Source organism: Thauera butanivorans NBRC 103042, from assembly GCF_001591165.1.
Taxonomy (GTDB): Bacteria; Pseudomonadota; Gammaproteobacteria; order Burkholderiales; family Rhodocyclaceae; genus Thauera; species Thauera butanivorans.
The window spans coordinates 45,856-67,537 of sequence record NZ_BCUG01000011.1; the positions used below are offsets into that span (position 1 = coordinate 45,856).

Below are 21,682 nucleotides of genomic sequence, written 5' to 3' on the forward strand. Positions count from 1 at the left end.
CCGCGGGCCAGCAGTGAAGCTGCGAGACCGCTAAACTGCACTGCGAAGGCCCCGCTGCATAAAAAAAACGATCGACAGGAGACGGGCGATGGACGAATCCGCCGCCGCACCGAGGGTGTCCCAATTCCGCCTGGCCCTGCTGTGGCCGCTGCGCCTGTTGCCGGCGCCCGGCATGGCGGAAGCGCAGCTGCGACCCTGGGAGGTGCTGCGCGACATGGGCGAAGCCTCGCCGTGGCGCGAAGTGGAGCACGACATCGAGCGCGAAGGCGGCTTTTTCGAGGAACGCCACTACAGCGAGTTCGTCACCTTCCTGCCCTACGTGCAGCAGTTCCTGTACGGCGAAGGCCGCTCGGCGGCTGGCGGCGAACCCGGCGCAGGCGCGCCGATGCGGGTCTTCAAGCGCCGCGACGTGACCAGGATGCGCCTCGCCGCGCACGAACACGACGAACCGGTGACGCTGGACGTCGTGCATGTGCATCTGTATTTCTTCTTCGACGTCGATGTGGTGATCCTCAACGTCGAGGTCAAGGGCGAGGACATGCCGCTGCCGCAGGTGCAGGACCTGATGTACCGCATCGGCCGCGCTTATCCGTCGGGCTGGGACGAGCACGGCAAGGCGCTGCACGGCCTGGCGCAATCCGAATGGCTGGCCGCCGACGGCACGGTGCTGGCACGCTCCGACGCCCACGACAAGCAGGCTTTCCTGACCCACGTCAGCCGCCACCGCTCGCCGCGCATCGCGGCGAACTGGGCTTTCCTGATGCGTCCGCTGGTCAGCGCCCATGCCGACGAGGAAGGCGCGCTACGCTACCGCCAGATCGAATACCACCGCATGCCGCTGGCCGCCTATCTGGCACTCGACGATCCGAGTGCGCTGACACGCAACGACTTCATCCGCCTCGGTCTGGTGACCGGCGCCGGGCCGCACAAGCCTTCAACCGCATCCGCCACCGATGGTGACGCTGCCGCGCCGCCCTATGCCGAACTCCATCTCGCGGACTTCGAGCGCCGCTACTGCTACGACCGCTTCTGGAGCGCCGGCGGCGCCGCGCCCCATACCCGCTACCTGTGCAGCGGCCATGCGCTGATCGTGGTGGGCGATGCCCGCTCGGCCTTCTTCACCGACCGCCAGCGCGGCGTGCTGGCACAGTTCCGCCACCAGCATTTCCTGCTGTTCCTGATCGCCCACTTCCAGAAAGCGGCCTTGCTGACCTTCTCCGAATGCCTGGTGGAAGCCCTGAAGCCGCTGCGGGTCAGCGACCCGGCGAGCGTGCGCCGCTTCAAGCGCGCGATCCGCGCCAGCTTCGAGCGCTTCCTGCGTTTCACGCACCGCTACTGGTTCCACGACATCGCCGAGCAGGCGCAGACGCGCGCGCTGTTCCGCATGACCACCGAGCACCTGCAGACCGATTCGCTGTACGCCGAAGTCAAGGAGCGCACCGCCGACATGAACAGCTACCTCGACGCCGACGGCCTGCGCCGCCAGGCCAACACGGTGGTGCGATTGACGGTGGTGACGATCTTCGGCCTGATCGGCTCGATGACCACCGGCTTTCTCGGCATGAACCTGCTGGCGGAAGCGAATTCGCCGCTGTCCCGGCGGCTGCTCTTTTTCGTAGTGACTGTCGCCGTCTTCGGTGGGCTGACGATCTACACGATGGTGAAATCGAAGCGCCTGTCGGATTTCCTCGATGCAGTGTCGGACGAACGCTTGTCGGCCTGGAACAAGTTCAAGGCCTTCACCGCGGTATGGCGGCCTGGGCGCGAGTGAAGCGGAAAAATCTTCACGACTTCGAACGCACCGATCATCATCTGGCCCATTGTCTCGACTGCCATTCGACAAACTCGGAAGGTCGCAATCCATCCCCTTCCTTGCGCCACCAGTTCGTTGATCCAGCGCTGACCGGTGCGACGGGCAAGCTTGGGACGCCGTTCCAGGAGGGCGGTGATCGAGATGCCGTCAGGGGCGGCGCGGATGAGTCCGATGAGTTCGTCGACGGATGACACGCGGGCAGGTGGCGCGATTATGGCGCGATTGATCAACTGCCCGGGGCTGGCTCCGCCATCGCCTGCGGGCACATGACGTAACGCGCCCTGGCAGAGCGCGTAAACGACAAAAAGCCCCGCAGGGCCTTTCGTCGTACCTTGAAGCGCGGAATTACTTGACGCGGTTCTTGTACTCGTCGGTACGGGTGTCGATTTCGATCTTGTCGCCGATCTCGACGAAGGCCGGAACCGGCAGCTCGAAACCGGTGCCGATACGGGCCGGCTTCATGACCTTGCCCGAGGTGTCGCCCTTGACGGCCGGCTCGGTATAGACCACTTCGCGCACGACGCTGTTGGGCAGTTCGACCGAGATCGCCTTGCCGTTGTAGAACACGACTTCGCACTGCAGGCCGTCTTCGAGGTACTTCAGCGCGTCGGTCATGTTCTCGGCTTCGACTTCGTACTGCTCGTAGTCGGCGTCCATGAACACGTACATCGGATCGGCGAAGTAGGAGTAGGTGACTTCCTTGCGGTCGAGCACCACGACTTCGAACTTGTCGTCGGCCTTGTAAACCGACTCGGACGGCGCGCCGGTGAGCAGGTTCTTGAGCTTCATCTTCACGACCGCGGCATTGCGGCCGGACTTGTTGTATTCGGTCTTCTGCACCACCAGCGGGTCGCTGCCGACCATGATGACGTTGCCCGAGCGGAGTTCCTGAGCGGTTTTCATGCTGTATCCTGATTGAGTCGATGCGGCGCAGCTGCCGCATGTCCTTGAAAAATCTAGCCGCGGGATTCTAACCCGCCGACGCCCTGCTGTGCGAGCAGAATTCCACCAGGCGCGTCGCCAGGTCCGGTTGTGCGGCGTGCGAAACGCTCCATTCGGCCGCATGGCGGCCCAGCGCCGGCAGTACGGCGGCGAATGCCGGCCAGGCCGCAGCCGGATCTCCACGGCCGTTCCAGGCCCGCCAGAAAGCGCTCAGTGCAGTCTTCTCCGGCACCGGCAGGCCGGCGGTGTAGCGCGCGATGAAGGCTTCGAGCTTGTCGAAGTGGGCCTCGTCCTGCTGCGGATAGATGTGCCAGGCGAAAGGCCGGCCGGCCCACTGGGCGCGGACGAAGGAGTCCTCGCCGCGGACGAAGTTCAGATCGCAGGCCCACAGCAGTTCGTCGTAGCCATCCTGGTCGGTGAAGGGCAGCACATGCAGCTCCAGCGCCCCGTTGCGCACGGCATCGCCCACGCCGAGCCCGCCGCGTCCGAAGGCGCGCGCCACGTCCGCCAGCACCCGCCCTTCGGGAACGAACAGATGCATCCGCCGCGGGCCCTGCATCCAGGCCTGCAGCAGAGCAGGCAGGAAAGGCTGTTCGTAGGCGAACAAGGACACGCATGTTTCGTCCGTCCCGAGCCGCACACCTCTGCGCGCAAGCCATTCCCCACGTCCGCGCCGGTCGCCCAGGAAGGCGTCGCGGCGCGCCAGCAGCCCCGGCTCGCGCAGCAGGCCCCCCGTTCCACCGCCGAGCCCCGGAAAGAAGAAATGCTTGGTCAGCGGCAGACGCGGATGCGGCGAAGCCATGCCGTGGCAGCCCGCCACCCAATCCTCGGCCGACAGATATTCGAGGTTGATCCACACCGGCGCCGGCTGCCGCCGCGCCATGGCCTGCAGATGCGTTTCCGGAATCTCGCAGGCGAAGGCCTCGATGACGACAGCGGCCGGTTCGACTGCAGGAAAGGGCTCGGCCCACTGCCGCAGTTCCACGCCTGCAATGACGCCACCCGCGACCGGATCGATGCCTCCGGCTGCCGGACAGATGCGCAGCAGCACCGCCCAGTCATCCACCCACAGGCGGACGCCCGCACCCGTGCGCGCGGCCAGATCGCGCGCCAGCCGCCAGCACACGCCGATATCCCCAAAATTATCCACAACCAGGCAGAAGATCTCCCATGCGGGCGTAGACGTTGAGCTGGTGGAAGTCATCGATGTGGATATCTCTGCGTAAAAAGGGCGGAAAGCTTGTGAACAAAGGCGAAAAAACGGCCACACGCAAAAACCATGGACAATCTGCACACAGCTATCGCCTGTCCTTGTCCCCTCAGTTTTCCAGTGCTGGAAGCATTAGCTGCAAAGAGCTTTGGAGGCTTATCCACAGTTTTCGCCCTGCTGTTTACATCTTTATCTTTTAAATTAAAAGAAAAACAGAACAAACAAACCTCGGTCTTTTTCACTCACACTTGGCCAAGCAGAGATCCAGACCAAGTACGTTGAATGGTTTGCGTCGGACACTCACAGGGAGAAGCGGCCATGCACCGATTGCTTTCAGTCCAATGTGCCGTGGTTCTGGTGCTTGCGGGATGTGCGAGCACTTCGGGCACTTCCGTATCCGATCCTGAAAACGGGGCGCCGGAGCCGCAGGCCAGCGGCACTCCCCTCGTCAAGGAGGCCGCCCACGACGGATTCATGGATACGGCACGGCGCAAGGTGCGCGGCTTCGCCCACTGGCTGGGGGAAGAGGTCAACGACTGGTTCGGCGACAAGCCTTTCTCGGAAGGCGGCAAAGTGTCGCGCGGTCGCCTGAGCGTACGCACGCGCTGGCAGGAAGACGAAAGCAGCAGCACCAGCGTGCGCTTTCGGGCGCGTTTCAAGTTGCCCAACCTCGAAGACAAGGCCTACATCTTCTTCGGTCAGGAAAACGAAAGGGAGCTGGTGTCCGACCAGCCCGAAACCTTTTCGCGTGAGCAGCTTCTGGCAGAAAGCCGCAAGAGCGACCAGACCGGCTTTCTCGGCCTGGGCTTCAACCTGCGCGACCACATCGACCTGCGTGCCGGCGTGAGGGGTGGTCTCAAGCCCTATGTGCAGGCTCGCTACCAGCGTGAATGGGCGCTGTCGGCGGCGAACCGGCTCGAATTCAGGGAGACGGTGTTCTGGCGCATCAGCGACGGCTTCGGCTCGACCACGGTGCTCAACCTGGAGCATGTCCGTTCGCCCTCGTTGTCGTTCAGATGGCAGAACGCCGCGACCGTCACCAAGGAAACCGACGGCTTCGCCTGGTCGAGCAGTGTGGGTGCATTCAAGGCCTTTGGCGACAGCAGGCTGCTGTCACTCGAAGCCCTGGCCAGTGGCGAGACAGGGGCGGACGCCGAAGTCGGCGAATACGGCATTCGCATGAAGTGGGAACAGCCGGTCTACCGCGAATGGCTGCTGGCCGAATTGATCGTGGGCCATTTCTGGCCCCGGGACGAGGACAGTGCCGACCGCGGACGGAGCTGGGCGGTCGGCGCGGGGCTGGAAATGCGCTTCTGAGATGCGGCGCGCGGCCGCAGGAAGCGAAATTCCGGTTCAGGAATGATCGGCCAGCGCCGCCAGATCGGCAACTTCCAGCCAGCGCCATTGTCCCGGCGCGAGCGCGGGATCGAGCGTCAAACCGCCGATCCGGCTGCGCTGCAGGGTTTCCACCCGGTTGCCGGCGGCACCGATCATGCGCTTGACCTGGTGGTACTTGCCTTCACAGATGGTCAGTTGCAATTGCGTCGGCGATGTCAGCGCACAGGCGGCTGCAGCGATCGGTGCCGGTTCGTCGTGCAATTCGACCCCGGCAAGCAGGCGGGCGGTGAAGCTTTCATCCACCGGATGCTTCAGCGCCACCTCATACACTTTCGGTGTGCGCTTCTTGCCGGAACTCCATTGGTGGATGAACTGGCCGTCGTCCGACAGCAGCAGCAATCCGGTGGTGTCCTGGTCCAGCCGGCCGACGCACTGCACGCCGCGCAGCAGCATCTGCTGCGGCAGCAGGGTGAATACGGAGGGGTGGAAGGTCGGTTTGTGCGAGCACTCGTAGCCGGCAGGCTTGTGCAGCATCAGGTAGGCCTTGGCCCGGTAGCGCCAGCGTTCGTCGCCGACGCTGAATTCGAGGCCGGCCGAGCCGTCGCTGCTGCCGGGGTCGAAATCGGCGAAAGGGTCGTCACACGGAACGCCGGCGACGCTGACATGGCCGGCACGGATCAGGGCGCGGCATTCCTTGCGGCTGCCGAATCCCTGGGAATGGAGGAGTCGTTCGATCTGCATGGGGCGCATGTTATCCCGGCCATGGCAGGCCTCGGGGTAAACTGTGGCGCTCGCCGTTCAGGAGATGCCCGTGAATTTCGAACACCTGGTCGAAGTCAATGACTTCGCCGATCCGCAGCAGGACGTGCTGACACGCGAGGAACTGTGGTTCGGCCTGCTGTGCAGGGCGGAAGACGCACGTGCCTTCCTGCCGGGGCTGGAAGCCTGCAACATCGTCGAGCGCAGGGATGGCGAGCTGGTGCGCGACCTGCACTTCGGTCATGCGATCGTCCGCGACCGCGTGAGCTTCAAGGCGATGGAGTGGGTCTGCTTCGAATCCGAAGCCAACGACGAACACGCCGGCGGCAGTCTGACGATCAGCATCGAGGAGCCGGAGGCCGGCTCGCTGTTCCTGCGCTTCCGCTATCGCACCACGCTGCCGGAAGGCGCCGGCAGCGAAGACGGCCGCTATGCCGAGTTCGTGCGCTCGGCCTATCACCAGTCCGACGTCGATACCGTCCGCGTCATCCGCATGATTGCCGCATCCGGCGGCTTGCAGCAGTAAGCCATCCAACATCGCGCCCGTCGCGATCGCGGCGGGCGTGCTTTCGTTCACGACAAGGAAAACACACTTATGTGGTTCAAGAATCTGCAGATCTACCGCCTGCCCGCCAACTGGGACATGAGTGCCGAGCGCCTCGAAGAGCAACTGGCGAAGAAGCCCTTCCACCCCTGCGGCAGCCAGGACATGGAAAGCCGCGGCTGGCTGTCGCCGCTGAACAACGAGGTGCTGGTGCATGCGGTCGGCGGCCAGTGGCTGGTGTCGCTGGGCTTCGAGCACCGCCTGCTGCCTTCGGCGGTGGTCAAGCAGGAGGCCGACGAGCGTGCGGAAGAAATGGCCGAGCAGCAGGGCTACAAGCTGGGCCGCAAGCAGATGAAGGAGCTGCGCGAGCAGGTCACGCAGGAACTGCTGCCGCGCGCCTTCACCCGCCGCCGGCGCATGTTTGCCTGGATCGACCCGGTCAACGGCTGGCTGGTGATCGATGCGGCCAGCCAGAGCAAGGCCGAGGACGTGCTCGAACACCTGCGCCACACGCTCGACAGCTTCCCGCTGACGCTGCTGCGCACCGAGCGCTCGCCGGTGTCGGCGATGGCCGACTGGCTGGCCGGCGGCGAGGCGCCGGACGGCTTCACGATCGACCAGGACTGCGAGCTGCGCTCGATCGGCGAGGACAAGGCGGCGGTGCGCTACGTGCGCCATACGCTGGAAGGCGACGAGGTGAAAGGCCATCTGGAAGCCGGCAAGCTGCCGACCCGGCTGGCGCTGACCTTCGACGATCGCATCAGCTTCGTACTGACCGAGAAGCTGGAGATCAAGCGCCTGGACTTCCTCGATGTGGTGCGCGACCAGATCGACGGCGAGAAAGGCGATGCCGAGGCGCTGTTCAATGCCGAGTTTGCGTTGATGACCGGCGAATTGGCGCAGTTGCTGCCGGCGGTGGTGCAGGCGCTGGGCGGCGAAGTCGTGGCGGCACCGGCCGAGGCAAAAGCGGAAACCGGACCTGCAGTGAAAACAGCGCCTTCCGAAGCAGCGGCCAGCGTGGTGGCGGACGATCCGCCGTTCTGATGCAGATGTCTTTTCCTGGAAACCTCTGACCGGGCTTCTCCCTTCCCCCGTGAGGGGGAGGGGAAAAACAGGTGCTCATGCAGCCGAAGGCTGTTTCTTTTGGGTGTACACAGGTTTTATATATTTAAAAGACTGTAAACATCATGTATCGCCCATTTCTGTGGATAAGCCGTTTTAGAATTTTTAAAACAGCAACTTGCGGCCTGTATAAAGGCGTGCATGATTCCCCTGGAAGCACTGGATGCTTTGTTGATGAAAAACGCCGTGCGTCGCGCAGCCTGTCTTGTCCACAGTTTCTTCCCCTTCCTGGTCACAGTTTTTCCACTGCGCCGTATACTCGGGAATGCTGCAAGATCGAACCCGCTGCCGTCGAGCTGCGCTAAAGTCGCGCCATGGACTACACATCGCTCATCGAATGGTGGCATTGGGAAATCGTCGGCGTCGGGCTGGTGCTGCTCGAGTTGGTGATTCCGGCCTTTTTCGTCATCTGGTTCGGCCTCGGCGCGCTGCTGGTCGGCTTGCTGCTGCTGGCGATGCCGGAGCTGTCCCTGCCCACGCAGATCGCCGCCTGGACGGTGGCGTCGGTGGCGATGGCGGTGCTGTGGTTCCGGGTGTTCAAGCGCTCGCAGCACAAGACCCTGATTGGCACCGCGGCGGGTGAAGTCATCGGTGAAGTGGGGCTGCTGGTCAGCGCGGTGGCGCCATTCGAGCGCGGCAAGGTGCGCTTCCAGCGCCCGGTGCTGGGTGCGGAGGAATGGGCCTGCATGGCCGAAAGTCCGATCGCGGCCGGCGAGCGGGTGCGCGTCGTCAGCGTCGAAGGCAGCTTCGTCAAGGTGGCGAAAGCCTGATCGCTTCAATACACGGAAAATACGTTCATGACCGAAGGCCTCGCCATTGCGCTCGCCGTCCTGATCTTCATCGTCGTCACCATCGCCAAGGGCGTGCGGCTCGTTTCCCAGGGCGAGGAATGGGTGGTGGAACGGCTCGGCAAGTACCATGCCACGCTGCGCCCCGGCCTCAACATCCTGATTCCCTATCTCGACAGGGTCGCCTACAAGCTGGTGACCAAGGACATCATCCTCGACGTGCAGGAGCAGGAAGTGATCACCCGCGACAACGCGGTGATCCTGACCAACGCCATCGCCTTCGTGAAAGTGACCGATCCGGTCAAGGCCGTGTATGGCGTGACCGATTTCTCCGAAGCGATCCGCAACCTGATCATGACGACATTGCGCTCGATCGTCGGCGAAATGGAGCTGGATGAGGCACTTTCGTCGCGCGACAAGATCAAGGCCAGGCTGCGCGAGAGCATTGCCGACGAAGCGGTGGATTGGGGCCTGACGGTGAAGTCGGTCGAGATCCAGGACATCAAGCCGTCGCCGTCGATGCAGAAGGCGATGGAATTGCAGGCTGCCGCCGAACGCGAGCGCAAGGCCGCGGTGACCAAGGCCGAAGGCGCCAAGCAGGCCGCGATCCTCGAAGCCGAGGCGCGGCTGGAAGCGGCCAAGCGCGACGCCAATGCCCAGGTGATGCTGGCCGAGGCTTCGGCCGAATCCATCCGTCGCGTGACGGCGAGCATCGGCGACCAGACCACGCCGATGCTCTATCTGCTGGGCGAGAAGTACATCGCCGCGCTGGAGAAGCTGGGTGAAGGCAGCGGCTCCAAGGTGGTGGTGATGCCGGCCGATCTGCAGGAAACCCTGCGCGGTCTCGTCGGCAGGCTGGGGGTGCGCGGCTGAAAGCCGCGGCTGCATGAATCCGACCAAACCAGGCAACAGGAAGGGAACCATGAAACTCGAAATCCACAATGCAGGACGCGTATTGCTGGCCGCCACGGCCCTGTCTGCCGCTGCAGGCGGCGCGATGGCGCAGAATTTCATCACCGACAAGACCGAAGTCGAGAAGATGCTGAGCGGCGCGACCTTCATCGGCGTCTATCTGCGCACCGAGTCCGCCTATACGCTCAGTTTCGGCACCGACGGCAAACTGACCGACGCCACCGGCGCCAACGGCCGCTGGTGGGTGGATGACCAAGGGCGCTACTGCCGTGAATGGCTGGACGGCAAGCTCAAGGGCAACTCCGGCTGCATGGAAGTCGAATTCGAGGACGGCCAGATCGCGTTGTATTCCAAGGGCAAGAAGGTTTCGGAAGGCATCCTGACCAGCAGGTGAGCATGGCCCTGCCGATCCGTTTCTGCCTGCTTGTCTGCGGCCTGTTCGTGGCCGCCGGCGCCGGTGCGATGACGCTGACGGTGCAGAACGAACCCCATCTCGCGCAGGCCCGCGCCTTGGTGCAGGAGGCTCTGCGCGTCGGCGGGCTGGCGGTCGACATGGTCGATTCGCCGAAGGCCAACGAGCGGCGCAATGTGGCCTTGATCAGCGAGGGGCTGACCCACATCGACATGATGCCGGCCACGCCCACCCGTCTCGAGCTGGTACGCAACGGCAAGCTGAGGATGATCCCGATTCCGCTCGATCGCGGCCTGCTGGGATACCGGGTCAATCTGCTGCTGGAGAGCCGGCGCGACATGCTTGCCGGCGTCCGGACCGCGGAAGACCTGCGGGCCTTCAGCCTGGGGCAGAACGTCGGCTGGATGGACGTCGAGATCTACCGTGCGGCCGGCATTCCGACCAAGGAAATCAAGGATTGGGCCGACGGCGAGTTTGCGTTGCAGATGGAGGCCGGCTTCCTCGACCTCTTTCCGCTCGGGCTGGAAGAGACGCTCACCCATTTCCTGCCGCATTTCCGCGGAAAGTATCCGCAATTGACCATCGATCCGCACGTGATCGTACGCTATCCCTGGTTCCGTTTCGTGTGGGTGTCACCGAAGCCCGAGGCCGACGAGGTCTTCGATGCGCTGCAGCGCGGCTTCGACAAGATGGTCGCCAACGGCCGCTTCCTGCGGATCTGGCGACAGTACCGCAAGCCGCCGCCGCGCGGGGTGTTCGCCGGCCGCGTCGTGATCGACATTCCCAATCCGTTCTACGGCTACGACCTGGTGCCGCCGAAATACCGCCATCTTCTTTTCGAGGACGGGGCAAGGTGACGGCTGAACCCCCGTGGAGCGACACCCGGCCCCGCCGGCCGCTGTATCGCCAGTTCATCGGCCAGTTGTTCGTGCCGCTGGTCATCGCCTTCCTGCTGGCCGCCGCCGGCACGGTGTTCATCGGCTATCGGGTCGAACTCGCGGCACAGGTCTCGCATCGGCAGGAGCTCGTCCGCGTCTTCTCGCATGCCCTGGTGAAGCCGCTGTGGGATTGCGACAGCATGACTTCGCAGGGCGTGGTCGATGCGCTGGCCTCGCTGCCGACGGTATCGGGCGCCCAGGTGCAGGATTTGTGCAACAACCTGTCGCTGAAGGCGGGTGAGGGCGCCTCCGTACAGACGGAGCAGCAGCAATACAGCCAGCATGTGATCTACGTCGACCAGCAGGGGCGGCAGTACACCGTCGGCGAGCTGACGGTGGACTTCCATCCGGCTTCCATCGCCAATGCCGCACTCGACATGATGTGGCGCTATCTGGTGCTGTTCTTCGTCATGCTCGGCGTGATGATGGTGGGCGCGATCCTGGTCTTCAGACGCACCATCAGCCAGCCGCTGGCGCGCTTCCAGGCAGCGATCCGCACCGGCGTGGGCTTTGGCGGCGACGATCTGCCCCGACTCGACGACGAGATCCGCAAGCACAACGACGAGCTTGGCGACGTCATGCGCGCCTATGATGAATTGATGGTCGAGCTTGCCAGCGTGATCGACAGGCTGCGCGACAACGAACGGGCGCTGATGGAGATCGCCCGCCTCGACCCGCTGACCAAGCTCGGCAACCGGTTGGTGCTGGAAGAAGAGCTGTCGGGCGCGGTGGCGCGCGCCGAGCGGCAGCAGACGATCGGCTGCGTGATGCTGATCGACCTGAATCGTTTCAAGCCGATCAACGACACCTATGGACACGCGGCGGGGGACGCCGTACTAAAGGAAATGGCACGCCGCCTGTCGAGCAGCGTGCGCCGCTCCGACACCGTTGTCCGCCTCGGCGGCGACGAATTCGTCGTCATTGCCGAGAACCTGCAGCGGCCCTACGAACCCCAGGTCCTGATCGATAAGCTGTACAGGGCCATTTCTGCGCCGCTGGAGTACGACGGGCATGTTTTCAGGGTCGGCGCCAGCATCGGTGCGGCCTGTTTCCCCGCTGACGGCACGAACAGCGTGACCCTGCTCGCCCACGCAGACCACGCCATGTACGCCAACAAGAAGCGCGAGCAATGAAAGGCGGCTTGGCCTGCGCGTTCAGCGCTGCAGTGCGTGGACGGTTTCGGCCAGGGCCCTCACCGACAGCGGCGAACTGCCTTCGGCCTTGTTGCTGAGCGTGACATAAGCGTTCTGGCCAGCGCCGACCGTGCCGGCGATGACCCGTGCCAACATGGCGCGGGTGTCCAGGTCCGGATCGACCAGCTTGTCGTAGTGCGCATACACGCGGCGCGCCTCCTCGTAGCCGAAGGCGCCGTGCAGCGGGTTGAGGTTCCAGCGGCATACCAGCGGCCCCGGCCACAATGCACGCAGGATCGGAATCTGCTCGGCGATGCGCGGCATCTTGGCATGCAGGCCCATGCAATAGGTCGCGCCGGTGTCGCGCAGCGCCTGGGTGAAAGCCGGCACCAGCCACTGCGGATCGCGCACTTCCACCGCCACCACGGCGTCGGCTGCGGTGGCGCGTAGATCGGGGATGGCAGCCAGCATCGCATGCAGGCGTGCGATCAATTCCGGTATCCGAGTCAGCCAGTCGGTCGGCAGCGGGCTGATCTGGAACACCAGCGCGCCGGCCTTCGCTCCCAGGCCGGTCAGCACGGGCTCGATGAAATCGCGCAGCGCCGGCCCGGCGGCGAGGAAATCGGGATTCGGCTGCCGCCCGCGGCCGGACGAGTCGCGCAGCCAGGCGTCGGTCACCGCACCCGGCGCCTTGACCACGAAGCGGAAATCCTCCGGCACCTGTGCCGCATAGTCGGCGTACTGAGCTGCACTCAATGGCCGGTAGAAGCTGCGATCGAGCCCGACCGTGCGAAACAGCGGATGCTGCGCATAGGCCGGCAGGCCGTGGCTGGACAGCACCGCATCCGGGTAATCGCGCTTCCACACCATCCCGACCCAACCGGGATAGTTCCACGACGAGGTGCCGAAGCGCAGCCGGGACGGCAGCGCGGCGGCCAGCTCGACCAGCGCCGGATCGGGCGCTGCGGCTTCGACCACCGGCGGCAGGCCGGCGCCGTCATCGGCGAAAAGCGAGTTCTGCATGGCTGGTGAGAGGCAGGCGCAATGAGCGGAATTCTAAGCCGATGCGCCATAATCGCCCGCTCGAAACACCCGTGGAGACGAAATTGAGCATGCGCGAGCGGCTGGAAGTACTGCAGGAGCGGGATTTCGTCTTCTTCCTGAGCGCAAAGATCCTGGTCACGCTGGCCGCCGAAATGGTCAGTGTCGCGGTCGGCATGCAGGTCTATGAACTGACCGGCGACCTGCTCGCGCTCGGCCTGGTCGGGCTGGCGCAGTTCCTGCCGTTCGTGGTGCTGATCCTGCCTGCTGGCCAGGTGGCGGATCGCAAGGAGCGCAGCCGCATCATCGCCGTGTGCTTCGCGCTGCAAGGGCTGGCATCGGCGGCGCTGCTGGCGATTACGCTGTCGGGCTGGCGCGAGGTCGGCTTGATCTACGCGGTGCTGGTGCTGCTCGGCTGCGCGCGGGCGTTCATGATGCCGGCCAGCCAGGCGGTGCTGATCAACCTGGTGTCGGCGCCGCGCTTCGCGCAGGCGGTGGCGCTGCATTCCTCGTCCTTCCACGTTGCGGTGATCGTCGGCCCGGTGCTGGGTGGCGTGGTCTATCTCGGCGGGCCGCATGCGGTTTATATCGCTTCGACCACGCTGTTCTTCTGCGCAGTGCTGCTGATGAGCCGGGTACGCAGCGGCCTGCGCCACGTCGCCGCGCAGGAAGGTGATCGTGGTGCCGGTGCGGTGTTCGAGGGCTTGCGCTTCGTCTTCTCGCGCCCGGTGGTGCTGGGTGCGGTATCACTCGACCTGTTCGCGGTGCTGTTCGGCGGTGCCGTGGCGCTGCTGCCGGCCATGGCGACCGACGTGCTGCACACCGATGCCGCCGGGCTCGGTTTGCTGCGCGCAGCAACGGCGGTCGGTGCCGCGCTGGCCGCGGCGATGCTGGTATGGCGGCCCATCCGCCGTAATGTCGGACCCTGGATGTTCGGCGGCGTAGCCCTGTTCGGCGCCTCGATGGTGGTGTTCGGCCTGTCCACCAGCCTGCTGCTGTCCGTCATCGCGCTGGCGCTGAGCGGCGCGGGTGACATGGTCAGCGTCTATGTGCGCCAGATCCTGGTGCAGCACGAGACGCCGGACGAAATCCGCGGCCGTGTCAGTGCGGTCAATTCGGTGTTCATCGGTGCCTCGAACCAGCTCGGTGACTTCGAATCCGGTGTCGCCGCACGCCTGCTCGGGCTGGTGCCGGCGGTCGTGTTCGGCGGTGCGGCGACGCTCGCGGTGGCCGGCGGATGGATGAAGCTGTTTCCGGTGCTGGCGAGGATGGACGTGTTCCCGCATCTGCTGGCGGCGGAGGCCGGGGAGCGCAAGAACGGAGCACCGTAGGCGGGGAACTGTCGGATCACACTCTTTGTGGCCGATCAGTTGGCGTCTCCCAGATTATTACGAACGGTGTGACGCCAGGTTGTCGCTTTGGGGACGGCAGAAGCGCTTGTCGAACCAGTCGCGCAGAATGGCGTGTTCGTAGGGCAGTGGCTTGCTGTCGTGGCGCACCCAGGCGCTGCGACGCAGATAGTCCATGTCCCTCAGCCGTTCGTGGCCGCTCTCCAGCACGGTGCCATCGGCCGCGTGCCTGGTGAATTCGAACTCCAGCCGTGGCCATGTGATGTCGGTCATCACCCGCAGGTTGTCGTTGCCGTGGTGCCACCATTCCTGGCGCCCGGCAAGGTCGACGTCGAGAATCCGTACTTCGAGGCGTTCGTCCGATTTCAGGCAACGTCTGGCTTCGGTAGCAAAATGACGTTCCAGCGCCTTCAAGTTGCGTTCCCGGTCGTAGCCGTAGCGGCCGATGTCGATGTAGCCTTCCGGCTCGACGAATTCCACCGTGACCTGGGGCGGAAGCTCTGCCATGGCTGCGACCGGGAAGGCCAGCAGGATGGCTGCCGTGGCGAGAAGGTGTTTGCGGAGCATGGCTGTTCTCCGTTGCCCATATAATCCTTCGACAAGGCTGCGGCGGGAAAAGTGCAGGCGCGGCGGTGCCGATGGGTGTTTCAGCTTCCGCCCGCAATGAAGAATCCGATGCGTGCAAGGACGGTATGCGCGACGCTTGCACATCTTTCCACTTCCCGGCTCCAGCGCCATGAACTACCTAGCCCACGCCTTCCTGGCCGGCCCCTTGTCCTCGGACCGCGTCGGCGGCATTGCCGGCGATTTCGTCAGAGGCCCGCTCGACCCGCTGCCGCCCGGCATCGGCCCCCTGCTTGGCGCCGGCCTCGTCCTGCACCGCCGCATCGACGCCTACGCCGACACCCACCCCGCTTTCCAGCGTAGCCGCGCCCGGGTCAGCGCCCGACGCCGCCGCGTCGGCGGCATCATGGTCGACCTGTTCTACGACCATTTCCTCGCCGTGCATTGGACGGAGCTGGCGAAGGATTTGTCTGGGGAAAGCGAGCTGGAATGCTTCACGGCCAACACCTATCGGCTCATCGCCACGCATTCAGAGCCCTTGCCGCCGGCGTTCCGTGAGGTGTTCACCCGCATGGCCGCACAGGACTGGCTGGTCAGCTACCGCGATCCGGCTTCAGTGGCCCTGGCGCTCGACCGCATCGGCGAATACCGCCTGCGCCAGCCCAACCAGTTGAAAGGCGCGGGGGAGGAGCTGCTGGAGAATTACGCGGGTTTCGAAGAGGATTTCATGGCGTTCCTGCCGGATGCGCTGGCGTTTGCGGGGTCGGTGCAGCGGGGGCGTGAAGAAAACGCCGGTGTCGGAAATCGGGCTACAGATGCATAACTCATCAGTGTGACGTTCGATTGGAGAGGCATGTGAACGATATTGCTGCCCTGGCCGGGAGTCCTCTCGTGCTGAAACTGGCGTCTGTGGCTGCACTCGTTTTTCTTTGCGTGTTCTATCTGTGGTGGGCAGGTTCGATGAACACCATTTTCGAGCGCATATCGCAGGCGGATCTCGCGCTTCTCTGCGAAGCCGACGCGAGAGGCCCAGCTTCCGGCTTTGGCGAAGAAGTCCGTACGTGAACAGCGCTGGCTGTACGGCATTCTCATTGCAGTGTCGTTATTGTTCCTGATTGCTTGCTTTCGCTATTTTCTCGGCTGGTGCGAGGCGAAAGACATCAGAAAGATATTGGATGAGCATGGCGAAGAGAGGCAGGGATCTCTTGTGCCTTGAGTGACATGAGCGAAAGGCTTTGAAAGAAGCCTCTCGCCATGGGAATGCTTGAAGCTGGTTACAGACAGAGCGGAAAAGCTTCGGTAGCGCAAAACTCACACATCAATATTCTGCGCATACAGCGCATTCCCCTCGATGAACGCCCTTCTCGGCTCCACGTTGTCGCCCATCAGCGTGGTGAAGATCTCGTCCGCGGCGATGGCGTCGTCGATCTGTACGCGCAACAGGCGGCGGACGGCGGGGTCCATGGTGGTTTCCCACAGTTGCTCGGGGTTCATCTCGCCCAAGCCCTTGTAGCGCTGCTTGGTGAGGCCGCGCTCGACTTCGCGCAGCAGCCAGCCGATGGATTCGGCGAAGCGGGTGACGGGCTGGCGCTTTTCGCCGCGGCGGATTTCGGCGCCGGGGCCGATCAGGCCGGCGATGGCTTCGGCGGCGTTGCGGATGCTGCGGTAGTCGCCGGAGACGAGGAAGTCCTGCTCGACCCAGCCGTACTTGAGGTTGCCGTGGTGCAGGCGCTCGATGACGAGGCGCCAGGCTTCGGTTTCGTCGTGGTACTCGGGGTAGATGCTGAGGCCTTCGGGGAGGTGGGCCTGGATGCGTTCGGCCGAGCTGCGGGCGGCGGCTTCGTCGTCGAGGTTGACCTGCAGGTCGTGCGCGAGCATGACTTGCAGGACTTCGGGGTCGATGTAGTTGGCCAGGCGCTTGATGACGGCTTCGGCCAGCAGGTAGCTGCGGGCGAGGCCGCCGAGGGCTTCGTCGACGATGGGGGTGGCGCCTTCGCGTGGGGTCAGGCTGGCGCCGTCGAGGGCGAGCTTGAGCAGGTGGCCGTTGAGTTCGTGATCGTCCTTGATGTAGATCTCGGTCTTGCCGTGCTTGATCTTGTACAGCGGCGGCTGGGCGATGTAGATGTGGCCGCGCTCGACCAGTTCAGGCATCTGGCGGTAGAAGAAGGTGAGCAGCAGGGTACGGATGTGGGCGCCGTCGACGTCGGCGTCGGTCATCAGGATGATGCGGTGGTAGCGCAGCTTTTCGGGCTTGTAGTCGTCCTTGCCGATGCTGGTGCCGAGCGCGGTGATCAGCGTGGCGATTTCCTGGCTTTGCAGCAGCTTGTCGAAGCGGGCCTTCTCGACGTTGAGGATCTTGCCCTTGAGCGGCAGGATGGCCTGGAACTTGCGATCGCGGCCCTGCTTGGCCGAGCCGCCGGCGGAGTCGCCCTCGACCAGGTAGAGTTCGCACAGCGCGGGGTCTTTTTCCTGGCAGTCGGCGAGCTTGCCGGGCAGGCCGACGCCGTCGAGCACGCCCTTGCGGCGGGTCATTTCGCGCGCCTTGCGGGCGGCGTCGCGGGCGCGCGCGGCTTCGACGATCTTGTTGCAGATGGTCTTGGCGTCGATCGGGTTTTCGAGCAGGAAGTCGGCGAGCTTGCTGGCGACGACTTCTTCCACCGCCGGACGGGCCTCGCTGGACACCAGCTTCATCTTGGTCTGGCTGGCGAACTTGGGGTCGGGCATCTTGACCGACAGCACGCAGGCGAGGCCTTCGCGCATGTCGTCACCGGTGATGTCGACCTTGGCCTTCTTGGCGATCTCGTTTTCTTCGATGTACTTGTTGATGACGCGGGTCATTGCCGCGCGCAGGCCGGTGAGGTGGGTGCCGCCATCGGCCTGCGGGATGTTGTTGGTGTAGCACAGCACCTGTTCCTGGTAGCTGTCGTTCCATTGCATGGCGACTTCGACCGCCAGTTCGGCATCGTGGCCCTGGCCGGTGGGGATGCGGGTGGTGCCGGTGGCGTAGAAGACGTTGGGGTGCAGCACCGACTTGGCGCGGTTGATGTATTCGACGAAACCCTTGACGCCGCCGGCGAAGGCGAAGTCCTCTTCCTTGCCGGTGCGCTGGTCGACGAGGCGGATCTTGACGCCGTTGTTGAGGAAGGACAGTTCGCGCAGGCGCTTGGCGAGGATGTCGTAGTGGTATTCGACGGTGCCGAAGATTTCGTCGTCGGCCAGATAGTGCACCTTGGTGCCGCGCTTGCTGGTGTCGCCGACGATGCGCGCGGGGCTGATCTCGACGCCGTCGACGACTTCGATGACGCGGTTCTGAGGCTTGCCGCGCTCGAATTCGAGCTGGTGCTTCTTGCCGTCGCGCGAGACGGTGACCTGCATCCACTTCGACAGCGCATTGACGCAGGACACGCCCACGCCGTGCAGGCCGCCGGAGACCTTGTAGCTGTTCTGGTTGAACTTGCCGCCGGCGTGCAGCACGCACATGACGATTTCGGCCGCCGAGCGCTTGGGCTCGTGCTTGTCGTCCATCTTGACGCCGACCGGGATGCCGCGGCCGTTGTCGGTCACCGAGATCGAGTTGTCGGCGTGGATGGTGATGACGATGTCGTCACAGTGGCCGGCCAGGGCCTCGTCGATGGAGTTGTCCACGACTTCGAACACCATGTGGTGCAGGCCGGTGCCGTCGGAGGTGTCGCCGATGTACATGCCGGGGCGCTTGCGCACGGCTTCCAGCCCTTCGAGCTGCTGGATGCTGGATTCGTCGTAGTCGTTGCCCCCTTGCGGGGCCGGCGTGTTTTGCGGTTCGGACATGGTCATCTCGGTGATTCAAAGAACGCTGCTGCTTGAAAACAAAACTGCTGCTTACGCGTAGGATGGGTAGAGCCGTAGGCGAAACCCACCAGCATCGGTGGGGTGTCGCACGGCGAATGATGGGTTTCGCTACGCTCTACCCATCCTACCTGCCTAAGAAACAAAATTGCCACAGTGGAGAGCGAAGAAGCCGTGGCGAGTGGGCCTGCGCCGGTGCGAGAAACACAGCCATACTGCCGTATGGCGAGCATCGCAGCGGCGCAGGGCCGCGCAGTAATGGTTTCTTCGCTCTCCACTAGATGCGCATCGGCATCACGACGTATTTGAACTTGTCGTTGCCGGGCAGGGTGATCAGGGCGCTGGAATTGCCGTCGTTGAAGCGCCAGTCGACCGTCTCGGACGACAGGTTGTTGAGTACGTCGAGCAGGTAGGTGACGTTGAAGCCGATGTCGAGCTTGTCGCCCTGGTAGTCGGTTTCGAGCTCTTCCATCGCCTCTTCCTGCTCGGCGTTGGTCGACACGATCTTGAGCAGGCCGTCCTCGAGGACCATGCGCACGCCGCGGAATTTTTCGTTGGTCAGGATCGCAGCGCGCTGCAGCGCGGCCAGCAGCGGCTGGCGGGCGAAGTTGATCAGCTTGGGGTGGGCCTGCGGGATCACGCGCTCGTAGTCGGGGAACTTGCCGTCGATCAGCTTGGTGACGAGCTCGATCGGGCCGAAGCGGAACACCGCCTGGTTGCCGGCGAGGACGATTTCCAGCGGGTCGTCGCTGTCGGCGAGCTGGCGGGCGAGTTCGAGCACGGTCTTGCGCGGCAGGATGGCTTCGGTGCGCTGCTCCACCGGCGCGTCGAGGTCGGCGGCGGCATAGGCCAGGCGATGGCCGTCAGTGGCGACCATGCGCAGTTCGCCGCCGTCGGCAATGATGAGCAGGCCGTTGAGGTAGTAGCGGATGTCCTGCTGCGCCATCGAGTACGACACCTGGGCGAGCAGGCGCTTGAAGCTGCGCTGGCTGATGGTGATGCGCGCGGCGGCTTCGTCCGGCGGCGACAGGCGCGGGTAGTCGGCGGCGGGCAGGGTCTGGAGCTGGAAGCGGCTGCGGCCGGCCTTGACGGTGAGGCGCTTGTCGTCGAGGGTCAGGTTGATGTCGACGCCGTCGGGCAGCGCGCGCAGGATGTCCTGCAGCTTGCGCGCGCCGACGGTGATCGCGGCGTCTTCGCCGCCGATGTGGCCGGCGGTGGTGGTGCGGATCTGGATTTCGATGTCGGTGGCCAGCATCGTGAGCTGGTCGCCGCGCTTCTCGATCAGCACGTTGGACAGGATCGGGAGCGTGTGGCGCTTTTCGACGATGCCGGCAACCGACTGCAGCGGGGCCAGGAGCGCATCGCGGGTGGTGGTGAGCAGGAGCATGGCGTCAGATCGGGTCGTTGGGTTGATCGGAAGGAATCGAGTGTTCGGGTTCAGCCGCGCAGCACCTGGGTGAGCACGTGGACGTCGTGGTTGAGCTGGTGGTCGCCGAGGCGCAGCTCGGCAATGGTACGGCAGGCGTGCAGCACCGTCGTGTGGTCGCGGCCGCCGAAGGCTTCGCCGATCGCCGGCAGGCTCATCGGCGTCAGTTCCTTGGCCAGCCACATCGCCACCTGGCGCGGCCGGGCGATGACGCGGGTGCGCTTCTTGGAATGCATGTCGGCGACCTTGATCTTGTAGTAGTCGGCGACGGTCTTCTGGATGTGCTCGATGGAAAGCTGGCGGTTGTGTGCGTGCAGCAGGTCTTTCAGCGCTTCCTTGGCCACTTCGAGGCCGATCTGGCGGCCGTGGAAGCGGGCGTAGGCGACGACCTTGTTGAGCGCGCCTTCCAGTTCGCGCACGTTGGAGCGCAGGTTCTTGGCGATCAGGAAGGCGACGTCGTCGTCCACCGCCACGCGCAGCGCCTCGGCCTTCTTCTTCAGGATGGCGACGCGCATTTCCAGCTCGGGCGGCTCGATCTGCACCGTCAGGCCCCAGTCGAAGCGGGAGATCAGGCGGTCTTCCAGGCCTTGGATGTCCTTGGGATAGGTGTCGCAGGTGATGACGATCTGCTTGCGCGCTTCGGTGAGGGCGTTGAAGGCGTGGAAGAATTCTTCCTGCGTCCGGTTCTTGTTGTTGAAGAACTGGATGTCGTCGATGATCAGCATGTCCAGCGAGCGGTAGTAGCGCTTGAAGGCGTCGAAGCTCTTCTGCTGGTAGGCGCGCACGACGTCGGCGTAGTAATCCTCGACGTGCACGTAGCGGATCACCGCGCGCGGGTTGTGCCTGAACACCGCGTTGCCGATGGCGTGCACCAGGTGGGTCTTGCCGAGGCCGACGCCGCCGTAGACGAACAGCGGGTTGTACGAGGTGCCCGGGTTCTGCGACACCTGCATCGCCGCGGCGCGGGCCAGGTCGTTGGCGCGGCCGGTGACCAGGGTGTCGAAAGTGAAGTCCGGGTTGAGGCGGGTCTTCTCATAGGCCAGCTCGAGGCCGGACGATGCAGCCGGCGCAGCGGCGGCGTCCTTGTCGCGGCTGGCAGCGGCCGGTGCGCGCGTGGCGCGGGCAGGTGCAGCTTCGGCCGCAACCGGTGCCGGGGCGGTATCGGCTGCCGGTTCAGCCGCGGCGGCGCGGGCTGGTGCAGCGGCAGCGGTCGGGCGGCTGGCACGCGCGGCGCCGACCGGCGGCAACTGGAGTTCGACCTGCAGCGGGCTGCCGCCGAGCTCCTCGCCCAGTTCGTGGATGCGGCGCAGGTAGCGCTCGCGCACCCATTGCAGCACGAATCGGTTGGGTGCGATCAGCTTGAATACGCCGTCCTCGCCGGATTCGGCCCGCAGGGTCTTGATCCAGGTGTTGAACTGCTGCTGCGGCAACTCCTGTTCAAGGCGCGACAGGCAGAAAGGCCAGAATTCTTCGGTCACGGCGGGTTCTTGGGTGTTCGCGGACGGTTCGTTTATGGGTGGTGTACAACTGTGCGGCATGCGCGGCCAAGTGGCGCACTGGCGGGCA

Annotated in this window: 21 protein-coding genes; 13 read left to right on the forward strand and 8 right to left on the reverse strand. The window is 64.5% G+C overall.

Going from position 1 to position 21,682, the window contains the following annotated elements; translation table 11 throughout:
• Positions 1 to 88: 88 nt before the first annotated feature.
• Positions 89 to 1,771: a magnesium transporter CorA family protein gene (locus tag TBU01S_RS05630; RefSeq protein ID WP_068635664.1), complete on the forward strand. Its 1,683-nt coding sequence runs from the start codon at positions 89 to 91 to the stop codon at positions 1,769 to 1,771.
• Between the two features lie 387 nt (positions 1,772 to 2,158).
• Here TBU01S_RS05630 and efp read toward each other — a convergent pair whose 3' ends face one another.
• Together efp and earP are read right to left on the reverse strand one after the other, a co-directional pair.
• On the reverse strand, positions 2,159 to 2,716 hold the full coding sequence (efp, locus tag TBU01S_RS05635; RefSeq protein WP_068635665.1) for an elongation factor P: 558 nt from the start codon (positions 2,714 to 2,716) through the stop codon (positions 2,159 to 2,161).
• A gap of 67 nt (positions 2,717 to 2,783) precedes the next feature.
• A complete protein-coding gene (gene earP, locus TBU01S_RS05640; protein ID WP_068635666.1) occupies positions 2,784 to 3,959 on the reverse strand; it encodes an elongation factor P maturation arginine rhamnosyltransferase EarP in 1,176 nt (391 codons plus the stop codon).
• A gap of 75 nt (positions 3,960 to 4,034) precedes the next feature.
• Between earP and TBU01S_RS23770 the strand changes: the two genes are divergently transcribed.
• Entirely contained in the window at positions 4,035 to 4,247 is a 213-nt protein-coding gene (locus TBU01S_RS23770) for a hypothetical protein (protein ID WP_157659099.1), read from the forward strand.
• A 192-nt stretch (positions 4,248 to 4,439) separates the two neighbouring features.
• The gene (locus tag TBU01S_RS05645; RefSeq protein WP_068635667.1) at positions 4,440 to 5,282 is read left to right on the forward strand and encodes a hypothetical protein; all 843 of its coding nucleotides are present in this window, start codon (positions 4,440 to 4,442) and stop codon (positions 5,280 to 5,282) included.
• A gap of 36 nt (positions 5,283 to 5,318) precedes the next feature.
• Here TBU01S_RS05645 and TBU01S_RS05650 read toward each other — a convergent pair whose 3' ends face one another.
• The gene (locus tag TBU01S_RS05650) at positions 5,319 to 6,053 is read right to left on the reverse strand and encodes a 16S rRNA pseudouridine(516) synthase (protein WP_068635668.1); all 735 of its coding nucleotides are present in this window, start codon (positions 6,051 to 6,053) and stop codon (positions 5,319 to 5,321) included.
• Positions 6,054 to 6,114: 61 nt separating this feature from the next.
• Here TBU01S_RS05650 and TBU01S_RS05655 point away from each other — a divergent pair, with 61 nt between their 5' ends.
• The 7 genes from TBU01S_RS05655 (at position 6,115) to TBU01S_RS05685 (ending at position 11,911) form a co-directional block, all read left to right on the forward strand.
• Complete coding sequence (locus TBU01S_RS05655; RefSeq protein ID WP_068635724.1) at positions 6,115 to 6,588, forward strand: SRPBCC family protein; 474 nt, start codon at positions 6,115 to 6,117, stop codon at positions 6,586 to 6,588.
• Between the two features lie 69 nt (positions 6,589 to 6,657).
• Complete coding sequence (locus tag TBU01S_RS05660) at positions 6,658 to 7,650, forward strand: recombination-associated protein RdgC (RefSeq protein WP_068635669.1); 993 nt, start codon at positions 6,658 to 6,660, stop codon at positions 7,648 to 7,650.
• A 392-nt stretch (positions 7,651 to 8,042) separates the two neighbouring features.
• On the forward strand, positions 8,043 to 8,498 hold the full coding sequence (locus tag TBU01S_RS05665) for an NfeD family protein (RefSeq protein ID WP_068635670.1): 456 nt from the start codon (positions 8,043 to 8,045) through the stop codon (positions 8,496 to 8,498).
• Between the two features lie 27 nt (positions 8,499 to 8,525).
• The gene (locus TBU01S_RS05670) at positions 8,526 to 9,389 is read left to right on the forward strand and encodes an SPFH domain-containing protein (protein WP_068635671.1); all 864 of its coding nucleotides are present in this window, start codon (positions 8,526 to 8,528) and stop codon (positions 9,387 to 9,389) included.
• A gap of 49 nt (positions 9,390 to 9,438) precedes the next feature.
• Entirely contained in the window at positions 9,439 to 9,822 is a 384-nt protein-coding gene (locus tag TBU01S_RS05675; protein WP_068635672.1) for a hypothetical protein, read from the forward strand.
• A gap of 2 nt (positions 9,823 to 9,824) precedes the next feature.
• Positions 9,825 to 10,697, forward strand: a complete 873-nt coding sequence (locus TBU01S_RS05680; protein ID WP_245650856.1) for an amino acid ABC transporter substrate-binding protein — start codon at positions 9,825 to 9,827, stop codon at positions 10,695 to 10,697.
• Entirely contained in the window at positions 10,694 to 11,911 is a 1,218-nt protein-coding gene (locus tag TBU01S_RS05685) for a GGDEF domain-containing protein (RefSeq protein WP_068635673.1), read from the forward strand. Before TBU01S_RS05680 ends, TBU01S_RS05685 begins: the two co-directional genes overlap by 4 nt.
• Positions 11,912 to 11,932: 21 nt before the next feature.
• Here TBU01S_RS05685 and TBU01S_RS05690 read toward each other — a convergent pair whose 3' ends face one another.
• Positions 11,933 to 12,934, reverse strand: coding sequence for a DUF72 domain-containing protein (locus TBU01S_RS05690; RefSeq protein WP_068635674.1), 1,002 nt, complete (start codon positions 12,932 to 12,934; stop codon positions 11,933 to 11,935).
• Positions 12,935 to 12,975: 41 nt separating this feature from the next.
• On the opposite strand from TBU01S_RS05690, the gene TBU01S_RS05695 reads away from it, so the two are divergent.
• Positions 12,976 to 14,283 (forward strand): MFS transporter, encoded by a 1,308-nt coding sequence (locus tag TBU01S_RS05695; RefSeq protein WP_369404196.1) that lies wholly within the window; start codon positions 12,976 to 12,978, stop codon positions 14,281 to 14,283.
• Positions 14,284 to 14,340: 57 nt separating this feature from the next.
• Here the strand turns inward: TBU01S_RS05695 and TBU01S_RS05700 are convergent, their stop codons facing one another.
• Entirely contained in the window at positions 14,341 to 14,868 is a 528-nt protein-coding gene (locus TBU01S_RS05700; protein WP_068635676.1) for a DUF3016 domain-containing protein, read from the reverse strand.
• A 169-nt stretch (positions 14,869 to 15,037) separates the two neighbouring features.
• Here TBU01S_RS05700 and TBU01S_RS05705 point away from each other — a divergent pair, with 169 nt between their 5' ends.
• Together TBU01S_RS05705 and TBU01S_RS23775 are read left to right on the forward strand one after the other, a co-directional pair.
• Positions 15,038 to 15,688: an acyl carrier protein phosphodiesterase gene (locus TBU01S_RS05705; protein ID WP_068635677.1), complete on the forward strand. Its 651-nt coding sequence runs from the start codon at positions 15,038 to 15,040 to the stop codon at positions 15,686 to 15,688.
• A gap of 32 nt (positions 15,689 to 15,720) precedes the next feature.
• Positions 15,721 to 15,930 (forward strand): hypothetical protein, encoded by a 210-nt coding sequence (locus TBU01S_RS23775; RefSeq protein WP_157659100.1) that lies wholly within the window; start codon positions 15,721 to 15,723, stop codon positions 15,928 to 15,930.
• A gap of 246 nt (positions 15,931 to 16,176) precedes the next feature.
• Here TBU01S_RS23775 and gyrB read toward each other — a convergent pair whose 3' ends face one another.
• The 3 genes from gyrB to dnaA all read right to left on the reverse strand — a co-directional run bounded on the left by gyrB (position 16,177) and on the right by dnaA (position 21,594).
• A complete protein-coding gene (gyrB, locus tag TBU01S_RS05710) occupies positions 16,177 to 18,672 on the reverse strand; it encodes a DNA topoisomerase (ATP-hydrolyzing) subunit B (protein WP_068635726.1) in 2,496 nt (831 codons plus the stop codon).
• A gap of 295 nt (positions 18,673 to 18,967) precedes the next feature.
• Positions 18,968 to 20,077 carry a DNA polymerase III subunit beta gene (gene dnaN, locus TBU01S_RS05715; protein WP_068635678.1) on the reverse strand — a complete coding sequence of 370 codons (1,110 nt, stop codon included), beginning with the start codon at positions 20,075 to 20,077 and terminating at the stop codon, positions 18,968 to 18,970.
• Between the two features lie 50 nt (positions 20,078 to 20,127).
• The gene (gene dnaA, locus TBU01S_RS05720; protein ID WP_068635679.1) at positions 20,128 to 21,594 is read right to left on the reverse strand and encodes a chromosomal replication initiator protein DnaA; all 1,467 of its coding nucleotides are present in this window, start codon (positions 21,592 to 21,594) and stop codon (positions 20,128 to 20,130) included.
• Positions 21,595 to 21,682: the final 88 nt, after the last annotated feature.